Source organism: Brachybacterium sp. (assembly GCF_036379615.1).
In the GTDB taxonomy this organism is placed as follows: Bacteria; Actinomycetota; Actinomycetes; order Actinomycetales; family Dermabacteraceae; genus Brachybacterium.
In genome coordinates, this window is sequence record NZ_DASVGJ010000047.1 from 103,195 (window position 1) to 120,822 (window position 17,628).

Genomic DNA, 17,628 nt, shown 5'->3' on the forward strand with positions numbered 1-17,628 from the left:
CCGTCGGGCCGGGCCCCGGCCCCGCACTGTCAGACCGGGTCGTGCCAGGGACGCTGGGGCGCGACCGCGTCGATCCGGTCGCGGGCGAACCCGTCGGCTCCGCGCACGAGGTTCGAGGCGAGCGGGATCTGGTGCGAGGCGCTCTCGAGGATGTGCATCAGGTACCCGGCCGTGTTCGGCAGCGCGATCACGTCCCCGATCCCCACGCCCTCGGGGAAGCGCAGTCGGCGGCGCAGGATCAGCTCCGCCTCGATGCAGTAGGCGCCCACCAGGAAGGCGTCCATCGGTGCCGAGGGCGGGCCGCCCGCGCGGACCAGCAGCGGATCCACGAGGAAGTCGTCCGAGGTGGAGCGGCACTGGGTGCGGTTCATCTCGAGCCCGACCAGGGGGATCCCGTCGCTCGTGGCGGTGCGCTGGATGACCCGGGCGAGGGTCATCCCGCAGCCGTCGAGCAGGGAGCGGCCCGGCTCGCAGCGCAGCTCGAGCCCGCGCTCGCGCACGGCCCGGGCGGCGTTCACCCCCGGCGCGACCTCGGCGTCGAGCAGGGTCTCGAGCCAGGTGCCGCGCACCACCTGCTGGTGGTAGGGATAGACCTGCCGCAGCGGTTCGCCGCGCCAGGTCGGAGACGTCTCCGGGCCCTCGTCCTGCCGATCGTGCGCTTCCCAGAAGCTGGTCCACTGCTCGGCGTCGTCGAGGTAGGACATGGGGATCCCGCCGCCGATGTCGAGGAAGTGAGGCTGATGGCCCGCCTCGCGCAGCGCGTCGATCAGGTCGAGCGCCTCGGTGAGTGCCTGGGCGCGGGCGAGCGGGTCGTAGCCGTGCAGGTGGAAGTGGAGCCCCTGGATGCTCATCCCGTCCTCGGCGAGGTGGCGGGAGGCGGCCCAATGCCGCCAGGTCTCGGCGGACTCACCGAAGCGGGTGGGGCCGACGGGGCCGGTCGGGGAGGGCGCGAGGCGCAGCGCGACCGGTCGGGTGGCGGTCGGCGCGGACTGTGCTGCGGACTGCGCGGCGATGTGCTCCGAGCCCGGCGCCGCACGCCGCTGCGCGCCGTGGAGGGCGGCGATCTCCTCCCGGGCGGCGGCGGCCTCGTCGAGGTTGTCCAGGACCAGGGTGGTGCCGGCCTCGAGCGCCAGGCGCAGCAGGGGGCGGGGCTTGATCGCGGCGGTGACCACGATGTCGCGCGCAGGGAATCCGAGGTCGAGGGCCTGCTCGAGCTCGCGGTGGCTGCCGAGGTCGAGGCCGAGCCCCGCCTGGTGGGCGGCCTCGATCAGGCCCAGGGTCTTGTTCGCCTTCCGTGCCACGAAGATCCTCAGCTCCACGTCGTGGGCCTCGGCGACGTCGGTCAGCTCGCGTGCATTGTCCGCGAGGGCACCGAAGTCGTGCACGTTCAGCGGGCTGCCGTGCTCCTCGAGCAGCTGCGCGCAGGTGGCCGGATCGGTGAGCAGCTCCCGCATCCACGGCGCGAGGCGGGCTGTCAGCGGCGGCAGGCCGTGGCAGCCCTCGCGCAGGCCGGCGTCGGGGGCGGTGGGCGAGGGCGTCGTCATGCGGTCTCCTCCAGTGCTCCGGACCGGGCGGCACGACGGGAGAGCCGTGCCGCCCAGTGTCCGGTCTCGGCGTGCAGGTGCCGGTTCAGGGTGTCGTGTCCGATCACGTGGTCCTCGGTGGCGCGGCCGAGCAGGGCAAGTCCCTCCGCGCGGTCGCCGGCCGAGGTCAGCGCGGTGCCGTCGGCCTCGATGACTGCTCCGCGGCGACCTGGCCGCAGCGTCACCAGTCCGCTGCTCAGCAGCTGCCGGGCCAGGGGATCGACGATGCCGCGCAGGCCCGGCGGGGCCACCACCGCATCGACCACCACGTCGGGTGCTCCGGCGCCCGCCGGGATCCCGTGCACGCCGTCGGCGCGGAGAGAGGTGCCCGCATCGACCCAGCTCAGGTCCAGGGCGCCGGAGTCGATCATGGCGATCAGCATCCGCGCCACGTCCAGCGGCGGGCCGAAGGCGAAGCGTTCCAGCACCTGTTCGGAGGCGAGGAACCGCGTCCATGCTGTGCCGTCCGCCTCGCTGCCGCGCAGTGCCGCGGTGAACTGCGGGTAGAGCTGCACCCAGGTGCGCCCGAGCGCCCAGGCCGGGCCCCCGGCGCGGGAGCCCTCCGCCACCGCGATGCTGCGCCGAAGCGCCCTTTCGGCACGACCGGGGCCCTGCGGGAGGTCGGGCTCCGCGCCCGTCGAGAGGGTGCGCATGACCGCCCGACGATGCTCCTCGAACGGGGCATCAGGCCCGGTCAGCATCTCCGCCGCGACATCGACCGCGAGGTCGAGCACCTGCTGGGGGGTGAGGGGTCCCGCGGACTCCAGCCGGCGCGCGCCGCGTGCGAGGGCCCGTTCAGCCGTTGCCGGGAGCTGCGTCCCGGGCAGGGGCTTCGCGTCCAGCAGCAGGCCGTGGCGGGTGGTGGGAAGGATGACCGCGGGCTCCTCGGGGCTGCGGTGGTGGATCAGGCCCGTCGTGCCGGAGGGATCCGGGCGGAACGCGGCGCCGCGACCGAGGGTCAGCGTGAGCGCCCCGTCGACGAAGGTCAGGGCGCCGCCTCGCATCGCGACCCGGCATCCCGGCGGCACGTGCTCGGCCGAGAGCATCTCCTGGACGGGGAGCACCGCGGGCCGCAGTGGCAGCGCAGCGGTCCAGGTGGGGGCGAGGGCGCTGTCGTGGCCGGTGGCATGACCGGTCGCGAGCAGGATCTCCTCGGCGGGGCCCAGCAGCTGCGTCGGCACCTGCGACGCCGGCACCTGCCCCTGCCCCTGCTCCGCCTGCCCCTGCCCCCGCTCCAGCTGCCCCTGCGTCCCGGGCGCCTGCCGCGAGGCGGTCACCTCCAGTCGCCACCGCTCGCCGTCGCGGTGGACCGCGAGGGCACGGCCGCGGTGGTGGCGGAGCGTCGCCCAAGGGGCGAGGGAGGCCTGCATCCGTCGCCAGCGCAGCCGCAGGTACTCCCCGACGACGGCACGCGGCGGGTACGGCTCCTCCGCGAGTTCCGGATGCGTGGTGCGGGCCCAGTCGGGGAAGGACGGGGCGGCGCCGGTGGCAGGAGCGTCGAGGATCCCCGAGCCGACGTTCAACCGCAGGTGGTGGGGCTGGGAGGGGTGGTAGGCGGCACCGGTGCCGAGGTGCTCCCCGGGATCGACGACGGTGATCTCGACCAGGGGACCGGCAGACTCGGGGAGGTCGCCGCCGTCCCGACCCTGCGCGGCGAGCTCCTCGAGCGCGTACAGCGCCTTCGCCCCGGCCCCCACCACGAGCAGGCGCAGTGGGTCCCCGGCCGTGCCCGGTGCCCGCTCAGCCACGGCGGGCGGAGGCGACCAGGGCGGTGGTCGCGGCGTCCAGGGCGGCGGCGTCGGCCCCGAGCGTCCGCTGCACCCAGTGGTCGTCGTAGACCGTGTCGAGGTAGGGGACCCCGCCGTCGTGCACGATGAACACCAGTCGCGACCCGGGCGCGAGGTCCGGTACGAGCGTGCCCAGTGCGTGGACGATGCCGCCGGTCGAGGCGCCGGCGAGGATGCCCTCCCGTCGGGCCAGCAGGCGCGCGCCGACCACGCAGTCGAGACCGTCCACGCGCATCACGCGGTCCGGGGCCACGGTGCGGGAGATGTCGGTGACGACCCCCGCGCCGAGGCCGGGCAGCGGGCGCGGTGCGGCGGTGCCGCCGAACAGGACGCTGCCGACCGCGTCCACCGCGACGGTGCGCGTGTCCATCCGGTGCTCGTGGAGGTAGGCGGTGCAGCCTGCGATCGTGCCGGTGGTGCTCACCGCCGCCATCAGCACGTCGAGCCGGTGATCGAGGGACTCCGCGACCTCCCGCATGGTGCCGGTGGTGTGCGCCGCGGGATTCGCGGGATTGCCGTACTGGAACAGGTTCACCGCCCCGGGGATCTCCTCCATCAGCTGCTCGACGCGCCGGAACCGGGCGGTGAGCAGGTCACCGCTGAGCGGGTCCGGCTCGGAGACCAGGTCGATCTCGCCGCCGAGCGCGCGGATGGTGGCCACCGTGGTCGCATTGGTGCGGGAGTCGACCACGCACACGAAGCGCACGCCGTGCACGGAGCACACCCGGGCCAGGGCCACGCCGAGGTTGCCGGAGCTGGACTCCACCACGGTGCCTCCGGCCGTGAGCCGGCCGCTGTCCAGGGCGTCGCGCACCATCGCGAGCGCCGGGCGGTCCTTGGTGCTGCCGCCGGGGTTGACGGACTCCAGCTTGGCCAGGATCTCGACGCCGGAGTCGGGGAAGAGGTGCTCGAGGCGCACCAGCGGGGTGCCGCCGACGGCTCCGGAGATGCCGAGCACCGGCTCCGCGCCGCCGGGCCGCCGGGGAGCGTCGGCGGAGGGGGCGGGGGCCGTGTGCGGTGGGGTGGTCACGCCGTCAAGCTACGGGAACATCGCGCCCGGTGAACAGCATCGAGGGGACCGAACGGTCGGCACCTGGTCGGGGATCTGTCGGGGGGCTCTGCGATTCCCCGGCGAGGCCGCGTTCAGCCGGTCGCGGGCCGGGACCGGAACAGGAGCTGCGCGGTCCCGTCGGACGCGTCCCGCCGGTCCGCCGCGACGGCGTACACCTCGCCGACGAGGGCTTCGTCGAGCACCTCGGACGGGGGTCCATCGGCCCGGATCCGGCCGTTCTCCAGCACCACCACGCGGTCGCAGTAGCGGGCGGCCAGGTTCAGGTCGTGAAGCACCACCAGCGTGGTCAGGCGCTGGGCGCGCACCAGCTGCAGGGTGTGGTGCTGGGCGCCGATGTCGAGGTGGTTGGTCGGCTCGTCGAGCAGCAGCAGGCGCGGCTGCTGGGCGAGCGCCCGGGCCAGCAGCACCCGCTGGCGCTCGCCTCCGGAGAGGGTCGTGAGGTCCTGACGGGCCAGGTGGGCGGCGCCCGCGAGCTCGAGCGCCTCGGCGGCGAGGAGCTCGTCGGCCCGGGTGGTGGCGCCGAAGACGCCTCGGTGGGGGAGCCGGCCCAGCATCACCGCATCGGCGGCGGTCATCGGCAGCTCGCCGGGGCTCTCCTGCGTCATCACGGCGAGGCGCCGGGCCCGCTCACGCCCGGACAGGGACCCGAGATCCCGGCCCTCGAGCCGCACCTGCCCGGTATCGGGCACCAGGTCGCGGTGCAGGATCCGCAGGGCGGTCGTCTTCCCGCTGCCGTTGGGGCCCACCAGCCCCACCACCTCGCCGCGGCGGGCGGTGAGGTCCACCCCGCGCAGCACCTCGAGAGCGCCGAAGCTATGGGTCAGCCCGCGGGCCTCGAGCACCGTCTCGCCGCTCACGCCGGCTCCCGCCGCGTCAGCCAGGCACCGATACGCTCGAGCCCGTCGACGATCAGCGGCGAGGCGGGCTCGGTGAAGTTGAACAGCAGCGGCAGCACGGCCTCCTCCTGCACGGCGCGCAGCGACGTGAGCTGGCTGTCGGCGAGCATCTCGGCGAGCAGCTGCTCCTCGGGGACCGTCCCCTCGTGCAGCACCACGACCACGTCGGGGTCGGCGGCCAGCAGCGGCTCGGTCCCGCTCTCGAAGACCCGCTGCGCGGTGTCCGCGAAGACGTTCTCGATCCCCAGCGCATCCAGCTGCGCGGTCGCCATGGAGGGCGCGCCGTAGGCGTACAGGGGCCCACCGCCCGCGCTCGCGTAGAGCACCGCGGCCGTGCGCGCCTCGTGGGGGAGGTCCGCGACGGCGTCGATCCGCTCCCGCAGAGCGGCGACCAGGGCCTCGGCCTCGGCGGCGCGGTCGAACACCGCCCCGTAGGTCGTGATCTCCGCGAAGAGCATGTCGACACTCGCCCGCTCCTCGAGTCCGCCGCAGTACGAGCGGGGCATCAGCACCTCTGCGCCGCCCGCACGCAGCCCCTCACGGGTGAGGCCGTCCGGCAGGCCCAGCACCAGGTCGGGCCCCTGCGCCATCACCACCTCCTGGCTGATCTGCAGGTGTCCGGTGGTGTCGATGTCCTCGGAGAGCATCGGGATCTGCTCCAGGCGGCCGATGAGCTCCGCGTCGTAGTAGCCCTCCGGGAAGGAGCCGGCGCGGGCGACCACCCGGTCCAGCACCCCGAGCCCGTCGAGGGTCGTCACCGGGGCGCTGTCCAGGAGCACCACCCGCTCGGGCACGGCCTCGATCAGCACCTCGGCGTCGCAGTCGGTGAGCGTCAGCGGGAAGCCACCGCCGGCCGCGCCCTCCGAGCTCCCCGCACCACCCTCCGACGCACCACCGCGGGCGGTGCAGGCGGCTGCGCCGAGGCCGAGGACGCCGGCGAGCGTGGTCAACACCGCGCGGCGGGAAAGGGACGAGGTCATGGGGATCCTTTCGGGACGACGGGGGACGGGGACGATGGATGAGGCGACGGAGGGGACGGCCTGGACCCGGCGGTGAGCCGGGCTCACCCCTCCCGGGCCTGCATCCGGCGGATGAGGATCAGCAGGAACGGGGCGCCGACGGCAGCGGTGATCACTCCGATGGGCAGCTCCCGCGGCGCCATCACCAGACGCGCGACGACGTCGGCCCACACCAGGAAACCGGCCCCCAGCAGGGCGCTCGCCGGGATCGCGACCCGGTGCCGGGACCCGACCAGGCGCCGGGCCAGGTGCGGGATCACCAGGCCCACGAAGCCGATCGCCCCGGCTCCGGCGACGGCCGCCGCAGTGCACAGCGAGACGATCACGAGCAGGCCGATGCGTGCCCGGTCCGGGGAGATGCCCAGTCCGTGGGCGATGCCGTCCCCGGCGGCCAGGGCATCCAGCAGCGGGGCGCGAACGGTGAGCACCACGGTGCCCAGCACAGCGGCGACCAGGGCGATCGCGAGGAAGGCGTCCCATCGGCCCAGCGAGAGCGAGCCCAGCATCCAGAACATCACCGAGCGTGAGCCCTCTGCGGAGTCCGAGGAGAAGATCAGCAGGCTGGTCACTGCGGAGAGCGCGTAGCCGACCGCCACCCCGGACAGCAGCAGCCGCAGCGAGGTGACGCGCCCGTTGCTGCGTGCGATGACGAACACCAGCAGCGCTGCGGTGAGCGCTCCGGCGAAGGCCAGAACCGACTGCGCGTACTCGCCCAGCGCCGCCCCCACCCCGAAGAGGATCGCGGCCGCCGCGCCGGTGGAGGCACCCCCGGAGACGCCCAGGATGTACGGGTCGGCGAGCAGGTTGCGCACCATCGCCTGCAGCGCGGCGCCGCTGATCGCCAGGCAGGCGCCGACGGCCGCCCCCATCAGCACCCGCGGCACCCGGACCGACCACACGATCGCCTCGGCCGCTGCGTCGGCGGGGACGGGGACCGGCAGGCCGAGGTGATGGGCGATGACCTGCAGCGTGAGCGCGGGGGAGAGCGGGACCGGGCCGATCCCCACGCACAGCAGCAGGCTGAGCGCCACGAGGCCGGTGAGCACGGTGAGCAGCAGTGTGCTGCGCCGCGCACGGGCGCGCAGCCCGAGGGGATCGCCGGAGGCGGCGGGGACGGTGGCCGCGGGATCAGCGGCCGACGGTGCGGAGGAGCGATGCGCAGTGGACATGGCCCTCCTTCCTCATCACTTGCACCACCGTACAAGTATCGGGAGAAGGTGGGGTCCACCGTGCCGGTGGTTGTCGGCGGGCGGCTCAGCCGTGGGCCGGCGGTGGGTCCTCGGTGTGCTCTCCAGGATGGTGGATGCCGGGAAGATGCGCGGATCCGAGGGAGTGCAGCAGGTCGTGAATCACTCCGTCGGCCAGTTCGTAGCGGACTTCCCGGCCGGTGCGCCGTGCGCGCACCCAGCCGGCGTCCCGCAGCAGCGCGAGGGCGTGCGAGGTGGTCGACTCGTGCGCCTGGAGCGCGCTGGCGAGGTCGGAGCTGCGCACCCCGGGGTGGGCGTGCAGGCAGAACAGGAGCCGCAGGCGCCGTGGATCCGAGAGCAGGGCCAGGCGGGCGGCGAGCTCCTCCATGCCGTCGGCCTGCGCGAGCACGCCCCGCAGTTCGGCGACGAGCGCCTCGTCCGTGACCTCCTCGGAGGAGGCGCGCACGTGCAGAGGCCGGGAGCGATCCATGGGGACACCGTAGCGGGGACGGTGGGGCCGGCGGCTGCGGCCCTGCCGCTGTGCGCGGTCCTCGAGAGCCTCCCCCTACACTGGCGCACGATCACGCCCTGTCCCCGATCCTCTGTGAGGTGAGTGCGATGGTCGACCTGCTCTGGGGGCTCGGCGGTATGGCCGGGCTGCTGGTGATCGCGGTCGCTCTGTCCAGCAACCGCCGCGCGATCAAGCTCCGCACCGTGATCGGAGCCTTCGCGCTGCAGCTCCTCCTGGGGGTGATCGTCCTGTACTGGGGGCCGGGGCAGTGGGCGCTGGAGAAGGTCTCCGCCGGGTTCCAGGCCGTCATCGACACCTCGAGCGAGGGCATCTCCTTCCTCTTCGGCGGTCTGCTGCCGATGGAGGGCGAGGGCAGCATCTTCGCCCTGCAGGTGCTGCCGGTGATCGTCTTCTTCGCCTCGCTCACCGCGGTGCTCTATCACTGGAAGATCCTGCCGAGGATCGTGCACCTGCTCGGCGGCGCGTTGGGGAGGGTCCTCGGGACGGGCTACGCCGAGTCGGTCAACGCCGCCGCGAACATCTTCGTGGGCCAGACCGAGGCGCCGCTGGTCATCCGCCCCTATATCAAGGGGCTCTCCCGCTCCGGGCTCTTCGCCGTGATGGCGGGAGGGCTCTCCACCGTCGCGGGCTCCGTGCTGGTGGGCTACTCGTTGCTGGGCGCGCCGCTGGAGTACCTCATCGCCGCGAGCTTCATGGCTGCGCCCGGAGCGCTGCTGATGGCGAAGATCCTGGTGCCGGAGGACGACCCGGAGGCCGTGGCCCGCGAGGCCGCCATGGTCGCCGGCCGCGGTCAGGGCTCGACGCGTCGTGGCGCTGCGACCGGAACCGCGGCCACCGCCGTCGCGGATGCCGGAGCTGCGGGCGCCGGAAGCGTGGCCACCGGCGACTCGCCCACCGACGACTCAGCCACCGACGACGCAGCCACCGGCGACTCAGCCACCGACGACGCACCCACCGCAGACGCGAGTGCCGATCGCTCGGCCGCCCAGCGCCCCGCCCATGACGAGGACGTCGACCGCGAGGACGAGGACGAGCTCTCGTACACCAATGTCATCGACGCCGCCGCGGGCGGTGCGGCCGACGGGCTCAAGCTGGCCCTGAACGTCGGCGCCATGCTGCTGGCGTTCATCTCCCTGATCGCGCTGATCAACCTGTTGATCGGCGTGGTCGGAGGCTGGTTCGGCGCCGGGGACCTCACCTTCGAGCAGATCCTGGGATGGGTGTTCGCCCCGATCATGGCCATGATCGGTGTGCCGTGGAGCGAGGCCGTGGCCTCGGGCAGCTTCGTGGGCCAGAAGGTGGTGGTCAACGAGTTCGTGGCCTTCGCCGGATTCGGCCCGCAGATCGACCAGTTCAGCCCCAAGACCGCCGCGATCACGAGCTTCGCGCTGACGGGCTTCGCGAACCTCAGCTCCCTGGGCATCCTGCTGGGCGGATTGGGCGGCCTGGCGCCGAGCCGACGCTCCGAGATCGCGCAGCTGGGGCTGAAGGCGATCCTCGCCGGCACCCTCGCGAACCTCATGAGCGCCACCATTGCGGGGATGCTGCTGGCGTGATCACGAGGGTGCGGTTCCCGGCGAGGCACAGGAGGTGCAGAGGATGAAGGAATCGGACCAGCACCAGCGCACGCGCGGACGCCCGGCCCGGCTCGCGGCCCGGCTCGCGGCGGCGGCACGCAGCCCGGAGGTCCTCACCGACCTGCTGCAGATCCTCAAGGCCGTCACGGCGGCGACGGCCGCCTGGTGGTTCGCGGACGTGGTCCTGGACTCCGAGATCGCCTTCCTCGCCCCGTGGACGGCCCTGCTGACCGTGCACGCCACGGTGTACCGCTCGATGTCCCGCGGGGTCCAGACCACCCTCGCCTCCGGCCTGGGGGTCCTGGTCTCGTTCCTGATCGGGCACTATCTCGGCGTGGGGCTGTGGACCTTCGCGCTCGCGCTGCTGGTGGGCATGTGCGCCTCCCGGATCACCTGGATCCGCGATGAGGGCGTGGCGGTCGCGACCACGGCGATCTTCGTGCTGGGCAGCGGGTTCGGCGACCAGAAGCCGCTCCTGCTCGATCGCCTGGTCGAGGTGGCCATCGGCGTCGCCTTCGGCATCGTGGTGAACCTGCTGCTGGTCCCGCCGCTGCGCCATCGCCAGGCGGCCCGGCACGTCGACAGCATCAACCAGCGCATGGGAAGGGTGCTCGTGCACATGGCCGAGCAGCCGCCCGGCTCCTGGGATCTCGACAGGGCAGAGGAGTGGACCCGCGAGATCACCCGGATGGACGAGGAGCTCGACTCGGCCTGGAGCTCGGTGCGCTTCGCCCGGGAGAGCGACCTGGCCAATCCACGCCGACGGCTCGCAGCGGGCCGTGCACGCGGGCCGCGAGGTGACCAGAGCGATCACCGCGGCGTCGGCTACGAGGAGATCCTCTCGCGGGTCGACGAGGGCATCTCGCATCTGCGCAACCTCGCCCGCACGCTGCGCGAGGCGAGTCAGGACGAGGCCGAGTGGGACGAGAGCTTCCGCGAGCAGTGGCGGGACGTGGTGCGTGATGCCGGCGTGGCGATCAGTGATCCCGACGCGGAGGTCGAGCCGGTGCACGAGCGTCTCCGCGCGCTCGCGGCGCGCATGGCGGAGGAAGGCCGGCTTCCGCGGGACTCCTGGCCGGTGTACGGCGCCCTGATCAGGAGCATGCAGCACATCGCAGTGGTCGTCGACGACGTGGCCTCCGCGCGGCGGGCGCGGGAGGCGGGGAGCGAGAATCCGCAGACGTGAGCGACCGAGGCGGCGGGAGGCGCGCCCCCCGTCTCAGCGCGTCAGCGCGATCACGATCAGCAGCTGGGTGAGCAGGAACCCGGTCACCAGATTCAGCCCGAGGAAGCGCCGCCACCCCTGATGGGCCTGCTCTGCCCGTGCATCGCTCAGGGAGCGGAACGGCCAGATGCTCGCGAGGTAGGGGAGGACCAGCAGCCCCGCGAGCGCGGCGGGCCATCCCGCCAGCAGCATCACCGCCCCGGCGGCGGCATAGAGCACCAGGGCGAGCCGCACGGTGCGCGCCGCCCCGATCACGGTGGCGATCGAGCCGATGCCCGCCTCCCGATCGGGCTGGACGTCCTGCACCGCTCCGAAGGCGTGCGAGGCCATGCCCCACAGGAAGAACGCCGCGAGGGAGGCGACCGCGGTGAGCCCGAGCGGCGCACCGGTCAGCGCGAGCCCGAACGCCGCCGGGCCCACGAAATGGGTGGAGGAGGTCAGCGAGTCCAGCACCGGCCGCTCCTTGAACCGCAGCCCCGGCGCGGAATAGGCGATCACCGCCGCGAGCACCACCAGCAGCACCAGCGCCGAGACCGCCCCGCCCCACATCAGCAGCGCCACCACGAAGGGCAGCGTCGTCCCGGCGGCGGCCCACAGCGTCAGGCGGTGGACGCCGCGGTCCAGCACGATGCCCTCGACCCCGCCCTTGCGCGGATTGCGCAGATCGGAGTCGTGGTCGAAGACGTCGTTGATCCCGTACATCAGCAGGTTGTACGGCACGAGGAAGAACAGGGTGCCGACCACGAGGGCCGCGTCCACGCCGCCGCCGGCCAGCAGGTACGCCGCGGCGAAGGGGTAGGCGGTGTTGATCCAGCTCAACGGGCGGGAGCTGCCCAGCAGCTGACGCACCGCCCGCGGCGGACTCTCGAGCACGGTCATCGCGCCTCCTCCATGGTCATCTCTCCTCCGGCGGGGTCAGCAGCAGCCACAGCGAGGGCAGCAGCAGCCCGGCCGCGACCGGCCAGGCCAGGTCCTCGAGCGGGGCCAGGCCGATCCTGATCCCCAGCAGATCCGCCTCCTCGAAGCGGAACAGGTCCGCGGCGATCATGAGCGTGTCGAAGACGACGGTGAGCGCCACCAGCACCGCGATCGTCACCGCTGTGGTGCGCCACCAGCGGCGGGAGGGGCGGCACCGCACGACGGCGAGGATGCACACCGCGACCGGTGCCAGCAGGAACAGACCGGCGAGGGCGGCGTAGCTCATCGCACCCCCTGCGGAGCGTCCGGCGCGGACCGCGCGCGGCGCAGTGCGAACAGCCTGTCCACCAGCCCCCACAGCACCAGGGCGTGGTAGCTGAGGAAGGTGATGAACACCAGCTCCTCCAGGGGCAGCTCCGGGCCCAGCAGGATCCCGGTCATCCACTCCCCGGCGCCCATCCGATAGTGGCCGGAGGCGATCGCGGCGAGGTCCCACAGCAGGAACAGCACGATTCCCGCGCCCAGCACGATCATCGCGCGCCGGGGCGCCCGCCACAGCACCAGGCGGAAGCGCCGGTCCAGCAGCCCCATGCACACGAGCGGGACGAGCAGCGCGAGGAGGTAGACGGCCGAGGTCATGCCACCGCCTCGCCGCGGGGCCCGGCGGGCTCCGACCGGCCAGCGGGCTCCGAGGCGTGAGCGGGCTCCGACCGGGGAGCGGGCTCCGGCAGCGGCGAGGCGGAACGGTCCCCGCGCAGTCGCTTGGCGACCAGTTCGGCGCTGATCAGGCACATCGGCAGACCGATCCCGGGGATCGTGCTCGAGCCGGCGTAGAAGAGGGAGTCGACCTTCCGCGAGGCGTTCCCGGCGCGCAGGAAGGCGCTCTGGCGCAAGGTGTGGGCGGGGCCGAGCATGCCGCCCTTCCAGGTGCGCAGGTCGGTGGCGAACTCCGCCGGCCCGATCGTGCGGCGCACCACCACCCGGCCGACGAGATCGGGGATGCCCGCCCAGTCGGCGATCTGCGCGATCGCCTCGTCGGCGATCGCCTCGACGGCGGCGGAGCCCGCGCCGTCGACCCCGCCGCTGCCGAGCCCGGGCTCGGCCGGCATCGGGACCAGCACGAAGAGGTTCTCGTGCCCGGCGGGGGCGACCGAGGGATCGGTCGCCGAGGGGCGGCACACGTAGACCGAGGCGGGCGAGGGGATGCTGCCCTCGCGGATCGCACCGAAGTTCGCCCCCCAGTCCCGGGTGAAGAACAGGCTGTGGTGGGAGAGCTGCGGCAGCTCGCCCTCCACTCCCAGCAGGACCAGCACGGCGCCCGGCCCGGAGGTCGCCTTCTCCCACCGGCGCTCCGGGTGGGTCTGCAGCGCGGGCGGCAGCATCGTGGTCTCCACGTGGTGCAGGTCCGCGGTCGCGACCACCACGTCGGCCGCCAGGGTGCGCGCGGACCCGTCGGCCCCCTGCACCTCGACGCCGACGGCCCGGGGGCGACGCTGTCCGGGCTGCGGGGCAGTGAGGATGCGGGTGGCGCGGGTGGCCGTGTGCAGTCGTGCGCCCTCCCGCTCGGCGAGGGCGACGATCACGTCGATGAGGCGCGCGAATCCGCCCTGCGGGTAGAGCACCCCGCCGGTGAGATCCATAGCGCTCATCAGGTGGTACATGCTCGGAGTGCGATCCGGGGAGGAGCCCAGGAACACCGCGGGGTAGCCGAGGATCTGACGCAGACGGGGGTCCTCGAAGCGGCGGCCCACGAAGCGCTCGAGCGGCTCGAGCAGCAGCTGGAGAAGGCGCGGTGCCTGCGCGAGGATCGGCGCGGCCAGCAGTTCCCGCTGGCGCGTGAACGAGGAGTAGAGGAAGTGCTCGAGCGCCATCTCGTAGGTGCGGCTGGCCGAGTCGAGGTACTCGTCCAGCCGGCGGCCCGCGCCGGGCTCGATCGCCTCGAAGGCGGTCGCATTGCGGGCCGCCGAGGCGCGGATGTCGATCGGCTCGTCGTGCTCCTCGAAGAACACCCGGTACCCGGGATCCAGGCCCTGGAGGTCCAGCTGCTCGGCGGCGGAGGTGCCGAGCAGGCGGAAGAAGTGGTCGAACACCTCGGGCATCAGGTACCAGGACGGCCCGGTGTCGAAGCGGAATCCGCCGTGCTCCCAGCTGCCGGCGCGGCCGCCGAGCTGGGTGCGCGCCTCGACGAGATCGACCTCGTAGCCGTCGCGGGCCAGCAGCGCGGCCGTGGCGAGGCCCGAGATGCCTCCGCCGATCACCACGGCTCTGGGACGCCCGCCCGCACGTCCCTCGCGGGGCGGGCCCTGCTCCGTCGGGCCGTTCTCGGGCATCGCGGCGGCCGCGCTCATCGGCGGGCCCCGAGTGCGGCGCGCATCATGATCAGGGCTTTCTCGTGCTCGGGCACTCGCACCCGGGTACGGCGGATCTGCTGCGCCGGGGTCGCACGCAGCCGCCGCGAGAGCGCGCTGTAGAAGCCGTGGGCGGCGGTGACAGCGCGGCGGCTGGAGGCGGGCAGGTGGGGGAGGGCGGTCGCGGCATGGGCGAGGTCGGTGTCGATGTCGTCCAGCAGTCGGTCGCGCTCGGCATCCCCGAAGTCGTCGACGTCCAGGCCCGGGAAGTAGGTGCGGCCCAGCGCGTCATGGTCCTCGGCGAGGTCGCGCAGGAAGTTCACCTTCTGGAACGCGGCCCCCTGGGCGCTCGCGGCGGGGGCGAGGCGTGCGTAGGCGTCGTCGTCCCCGTCCAGGAACACGCGCAGGCACATCAGCCCCACCACCTCGGCGGAACCGTGCACGTACTCCGCGAGGCTCGCCTGGTCGTGGGAGGAGACGGCGAGGTCCGCGCGCATGGACGCGAAGAACGGGTCGATCAGCGCCGGGCCGATCCCGCACCGTCGTGCGGTGAGGGCGAAGGCCTGGACGACGAGGTTGGTGGAGCGGGAGCCGGCCACGGCGCGCGCGGTCTCGGCGGCGAGATCCTCCAGCAGTCGGGACCGCTCGAGGGTCGAGAGGGTCGGGTCCGGGTCGTCGACCGTCTCGTCCGCGATCCTCACCAGCGCATAGATGTTGCGCACATGGGTGCGGACCGGCTCGTCGAGCAGCCGGGTGGCCCAGCCGAAGGAGGTGGAGTATCCGGTGATCACGCATGCGGCGCTGCGCTGGGCGACCCGGTCGTAGCGGGCCGTCGACGTCTCGAGCATGCTGCGGGCGCTCATCGGACGTCCCTGCTGGGGTCCGGGGTCCTGCGGAGCCGGGCGCGCAGCAGCTGCGCGGCGGCCGCGAGGGCGATCACGAGGGCGGCGAGCACGGCGGCGATCGCGACGGCGGGAGCATTCGGCTCGTCCGTCGCGCGGCCCACGGCGATCCATGCCAGCCCCCAGATCATCGCCAGCGGCGCGGCGACCGGGCGGCGGCCGGCGAGCGTGAGGCCCACCCCGATCACCGCGACCACCACGAGCACCGCCACGGCCAGCAGGGAGGGCGCGCCGAAGCCGGTGAACCCCGCGCCCTTCAGGGCGGCGGCGATGTTCGCGCAGGTCGCCACGCTCACCCAGCCGAGGTACAGCCCGAAGGTGCCGTCCACAAGGATCCGCTCCACCCACCCGCCGGCGGGCCGGGTGGCGAGGCGGCGGAAGAGGTCGGCGAGCACACCGAGCAGCAGCACGATCACGAGCACGCTGATCCTGACGCCCCCGGCCTGGATGGTGAGGATCCATGCGGCGTTCAGCAGCAGCGAGGCGATCGCGTGCCCGGCGATGCCGCGGGCATCACGGCGGTCCCACCACTGCCATAGCGTGTACCCGCCGAGACCTGCGTAGATGACGGACCAGATCGAGAAGGCGGAGCCGGCAGGGGCGAGGTGGGTGGCGTCGGCAGCGAGCAGACCACCGGCGGCCTGCTCGACCGGGTCGCCGCCGAAGGCGCCGACGCCGATCGCGGAGCCGATCATCGCGAGCAGGAAGCTCACCGTCACGGCGAGACGGCGGGCGAGCGGGCGGGGCGGGCGGGTCAAGCGGACTCCTCGGGAGAACGGGGGCTGCGCGGAGGGTGGGGCGAGGGCGCGGCCGACGGCGCCGGGGCCGCCGAGGTCTGTGTGGTCTGTGCGGTCTTCGTGAACTCCCCGGCCTGTGCGGACTCCGCGGCGCGGGCGATGTTGCGCTGCATGCCGCCGAAGACGATCCCGTGGAAGGGCCACACGGCCCACCAGTACAGGTCGCCGAGCAGTCCGCGCGGGTGGTAGATCGCGCGCTGATGAAGGATCGCGCCGCCGCCGGGCCCGTCGTCGGCGGGCTCGACGCCGAGTTCGAGCCAGGCCCCGCCGGGCACCCGCATCTCGGCGCGCAGGCGCAGCAGGCGGCCGTGCTCGAGTCGCTCGACCCGCCACCAGTCCAGGGCGTCGCCGACCGCGAGCCGGGCGGGGTGGCGTCGGCCGCGACGCAGCCCGGGCCCGCCCACGAGTCGGTCCATGAGCCCGCGGGCGACCCAGCCCAGGCGCCAGGAGTACCAGCCGCGCCGACCGCCGATGCCCTCGATCACCGCCCACAGCGTCTCGGGGGAGGCGTCGACGTGGCGTCGGCGCTCGTCGCCGCGGACGATCCCACCGGACCACTCGGGATCCTCGGGCAGCGGGGCCGAGGGGGCGCCGGCCGGCGTCGCGGAGTGCCAGGCGGTCGCGACGTCGAGCTCCCGGATGCGGGTCAGGGCCAGCGCGATCGCACGGTCCACCCCGGTCAGCCCGCCCTCCGGAGCAGGCACCAGGTCCAGCAGATCCGACTCGGCGGCGACCGACTCGTGGATGAGCGACTCCACGAGGGGACGGGCGATGCCTTTGGGCACCGGCGTCACCAGCCCGATCCAGTGGCTGGCCAGGCGCGGAGTGAGCACTGGCACCGTGAGGATCCGTCGCCGCGGGAGTCCGGCCGCGCGGGCATAGGCCTGGAGGAGCTGGGCGAAGCTGAGCACATCGGGACCGCCGACGTCGAAGGTGCGGTTCGGAGCACCGGGCAGCTGGGCCGCACCGACGAGGTAGTGCAGCACGTCGCGCACCGCGATGGGCTGGATCCGGTTGCGCAGCCAGCGCGGGGCGATCATCACCGGCAGGCGCTCGGAGAGGTGGCGCACCATCTCGAAGGACGCGCTGCCCGAGCCGAGGATCACCGCCGCCCGCAGCACGACGGCTGGGACCGCTCCCGCGAGCAGGATCTCGCCGACCTCCTTGCGGGAGGCCATGTGGGCGGAGAGCTCCTCCCCCTCGGGATGGATGCCGCCGAGGTAGACGATGCGCCGCACCGAGGCGCGCGCGGCCGCATCAGCGAAGGATCGGGCGCCCTCCCGGTCCCGGTCGGCGAAGCGGCGCCCGCCCCCCATCGTGTGGATGAGGTAGTAGGCGACGTCGACGCCGTCGAGCGCGGCCTCGAGGCTGCTCGGGTCCTCGACGTCGGCCTCCACCACCTCCACCCGGTCCCTCCAGGGACGGTCCTGGAGCCGGTCGGCGTGGCGCGCCATCGCCCGCACCCGCAGGCCGGCGGCCAGCAGGGCGGGCACCAGGCGGCCGCCGATGTAACCGCTGGCCCCTGTGACCAGGACCAGCGGGGACCTGTCGGGATCAGGGGTGCTCGCGCTCATGCAGGCAGTCCTTCCTCGGCGCGGCGGCAGGCAGGCGGAGCGCCGACAGCGGCGCCCTGCTCGACCTGCTCGTCCGGAGGCAGTGCGATCTCGGCGGCGCGGAGGATCTCCGCGGTCGCACGGTCCAGGGCGCTGACCAGCTCCGAGGGCAGGTCGTGCCGGGCGGCGGCCTCGGCCGCACTGGAGACGTGCCAGCGTGCGAGGTCCTCGA

The 17,628-nt window shown here is 73.7% G+C and carries 16 protein-coding genes and 1 pseudogene; 2 read left to right on the forward strand and 15 right to left on the reverse strand.

Annotated elements, in window-relative coordinates; translation table 11 throughout:
- Positions 1-29: 29 nt before the first annotated feature.
- The 7 genes from VF289_RS09125 to VF289_RS09155 all read right to left on the reverse strand — a co-directional run bounded on the left by VF289_RS09125 (position 30) and on the right by VF289_RS09155 (position 8,034).
- Complete coding sequence (locus tag VF289_RS09125) at positions 30-1,544, reverse strand: Y4yA family PLP-dependent enzyme (RefSeq protein ID WP_330883289.1); 1,515 nt, start codon at positions 1,542-1,544, stop codon at positions 30-32.
- Entirely contained in the window at positions 1,541-3,331 is a 1,791-nt protein-coding gene (locus VF289_RS09130; protein ID WP_330883291.1) for an FAD/NAD(P)-binding protein, read from the reverse strand. Before VF289_RS09130 ends, VF289_RS09125 begins: the two co-directional genes overlap by 4 nt.
- Positions 3,324-4,400, reverse strand: a complete 1,077-nt coding sequence (gene sbnA / locus VF289_RS09135; RefSeq protein ID WP_330883293.1) for a 2,3-diaminopropionate biosynthesis protein SbnA — start codon at positions 4,398-4,400, stop codon at positions 3,324-3,326. Before sbnA ends, VF289_RS09130 begins: the two co-directional genes overlap by 8 nt.
- A gap of 113 nt (positions 4,401-4,513) precedes the next feature.
- Positions 4,514-5,299: an ABC transporter ATP-binding protein gene (locus tag VF289_RS09140; RefSeq protein WP_330883294.1), complete on the reverse strand. Its 786-nt coding sequence runs from the start codon at positions 5,297-5,299 to the stop codon at positions 4,514-4,516.
- Positions 5,296-6,318, reverse strand: a complete 1,023-nt coding sequence (locus tag VF289_RS09145; RefSeq protein ID WP_330883296.1) for an ABC transporter substrate-binding protein — start codon at positions 6,316-6,318, stop codon at positions 5,296-5,298. The genes VF289_RS09140 and VF289_RS09145 overlap by 4 nt, the downstream gene beginning before the upstream one ends.
- A gap of 83 nt (positions 6,319-6,401) precedes the next feature.
- Positions 6,402-7,526 (reverse strand): iron ABC transporter permease, encoded by a 1,125-nt coding sequence (locus tag VF289_RS09150; RefSeq protein WP_330883298.1) that lies wholly within the window; start codon positions 7,524-7,526, stop codon positions 6,402-6,404.
- 85 nt (positions 7,527-7,611) lie between these two features.
- Positions 7,612-8,034, reverse strand: a complete 423-nt coding sequence (locus VF289_RS09155) for a metalloregulator ArsR/SmtB family transcription factor (protein ID WP_330883300.1) — start codon at positions 8,032-8,034, stop codon at positions 7,612-7,614.
- 128 nt (positions 8,035-8,162) lie between these two features.
- Between VF289_RS09155 and VF289_RS09160 the strand changes: the two genes are divergently transcribed.
- On the forward strand, positions 8,163-9,632 hold the full coding sequence (locus tag VF289_RS09160) for a NupC/NupG family nucleoside CNT transporter (protein ID WP_330883302.1): 1,470 nt from the start codon (positions 8,163-8,165) through the stop codon (positions 9,630-9,632).
- 43 nt (positions 9,633-9,675) lie between these two features.
- Positions 9,676-10,839: an FUSC family protein gene (locus VF289_RS09165; protein ID WP_330883304.1), complete on the forward strand. Its 1,164-nt coding sequence runs from the start codon at positions 9,676-9,678 to the stop codon at positions 10,837-10,839.
- 33 nt (positions 10,840-10,872) lie between these two features.
- Here VF289_RS09165 and VF289_RS09170 read toward each other — a convergent pair whose 3' ends face one another.
- The 8 genes and pseudogenes from VF289_RS09170 to VF289_RS09205 form a co-directional block, all read right to left on the reverse strand.
- On the reverse strand, positions 10,873-11,757 hold the full coding sequence (locus tag VF289_RS09170; RefSeq protein WP_330883306.1) for a prenyltransferase: 885 nt from the start codon (positions 11,755-11,757) through the stop codon (positions 10,873-10,875).
- 16 nt (positions 11,758-11,773) lie between these two features.
- The gene (locus VF289_RS09175) at positions 11,774-12,082 is read right to left on the reverse strand and encodes a lycopene cyclase domain-containing protein (RefSeq protein WP_330883308.1); all 309 of its coding nucleotides are present in this window, start codon (positions 12,080-12,082) and stop codon (positions 11,774-11,776) included.
- A complete protein-coding gene (locus tag VF289_RS09180; RefSeq protein WP_330883310.1) occupies positions 12,079-12,435 on the reverse strand; it encodes a lycopene cyclase domain-containing protein in 357 nt (118 codons plus the stop codon). The genes VF289_RS09175 and VF289_RS09180 overlap by 4 nt, the downstream gene beginning before the upstream one ends.
- The gene (crtI, locus tag VF289_RS09185) at positions 12,432-14,144 is read right to left on the reverse strand and encodes a phytoene desaturase family protein (RefSeq protein ID WP_330883312.1); all 1,713 of its coding nucleotides are present in this window, start codon (positions 14,142-14,144) and stop codon (positions 12,432-12,434) included. Before crtI ends, VF289_RS09180 begins: the two co-directional genes overlap by 4 nt.
- A complete protein-coding gene (locus VF289_RS09190) occupies positions 14,141-15,007 on the reverse strand; it encodes a phytoene/squalene synthase family protein (RefSeq protein WP_330883314.1) in 867 nt (288 codons plus the stop codon). The genes crtI and VF289_RS09190 overlap by 4 nt, the downstream gene beginning before the upstream one ends.
- Entirely contained in the window at positions 15,004-15,804 is an 801-nt protein-coding gene (locus VF289_RS09195) for a tryptophan-rich sensory protein (RefSeq protein WP_330883316.1), read from the reverse strand. Before VF289_RS09195 ends, VF289_RS09190 begins: the two co-directional genes overlap by 4 nt.
- Entirely contained in the window at positions 15,801-17,417 is a 1,617-nt protein-coding gene (locus VF289_RS09200) for an SDR family oxidoreductase (protein WP_330883318.1), read from the reverse strand. The genes VF289_RS09195 and VF289_RS09200 overlap by 4 nt, the downstream gene beginning before the upstream one ends.
- Positions 17,414-17,628, reverse strand: a pseudogene (locus tag VF289_RS09205) (polyprenyl synthetase family protein); the annotation flags it as partial. The pseudogene VF289_RS09205 and the gene VF289_RS09200, both read right to left, overlap by 4 nt.

Bases quoted from the DNA above. Each gene is read 5' to 3' on its own strand.
- VF289_RS09125 (WP_330883289.1), bottom strand. From the start codon at position 1,544: ATGACGACGCCCTCGCCCACCGCCCCCGACGCCGGCCTGCGCGAGGGC.
- VF289_RS09145 (WP_330883296.1), bottom strand. From the start codon at position 6,318: ATGACCTCGTCCCTTTCCCGCCGCGCGGTGTTGACCACGCTCGCCGGC.
- VF289_RS09150 (WP_330883298.1), bottom strand. From the start codon at position 7,526: ATGTCCACTGCGCATCGCTCCTCCGCACCGTCGGCCGCTGATCCCGCG.
- VF289_RS09155 (WP_330883300.1), bottom strand. From the start codon at position 8,034: ATGGATCGCTCCCGGCCTCTGCACGTGCGCGCCTCCTCCGAGGAGGTC.
- VF289_RS09160 (WP_330883302.1), top strand. From the start codon at position 8,163: ATGGTCGACCTGCTCTGGGGGCTCGGCGGTATGGCCGGGCTGCTGGTG.
- VF289_RS09165 (WP_330883304.1), top strand. From the start codon at position 9,676: ATGAAGGAATCGGACCAGCACCAGCGCACGCGCGGACGCCCGGCCCGG.
- VF289_RS09170 (WP_330883306.1), bottom strand. From the start codon at position 11,757: ATGACCGTGCTCGAGAGTCCGCCGCGGGCGGTGCGTCAGCTGCTGGGC.
- VF289_RS09175 (WP_330883308.1), bottom strand. From the start codon at position 12,082: ATGAGCTACGCCGCCCTCGCCGGTCTGTTCCTGCTGGCACCGGTCGCG.
- VF289_RS09180 (WP_330883310.1), bottom strand. From the start codon at position 12,435: ATGACCTCGGCCGTCTACCTCCTCGCGCTGCTCGTCCCGCTCGTGTGC.
- crtI (WP_330883312.1), bottom strand. From the start codon at position 14,144: ATGAGCGCGGCCGCCGCGATGCCCGAGAACGGCCCGACGGAGCAGGGC.
- VF289_RS09190 (WP_330883314.1), bottom strand. From the start codon at position 15,007: ATGAGCGCCCGCAGCATGCTCGAGACGTCGACGGCCCGCTACGACCGG.
- VF289_RS09200 (WP_330883318.1), bottom strand. From the start codon at position 17,417: ATGAGCGCGAGCACCCCTGATCCCGACAGGTCCCCGCTGGTCCTGGTC.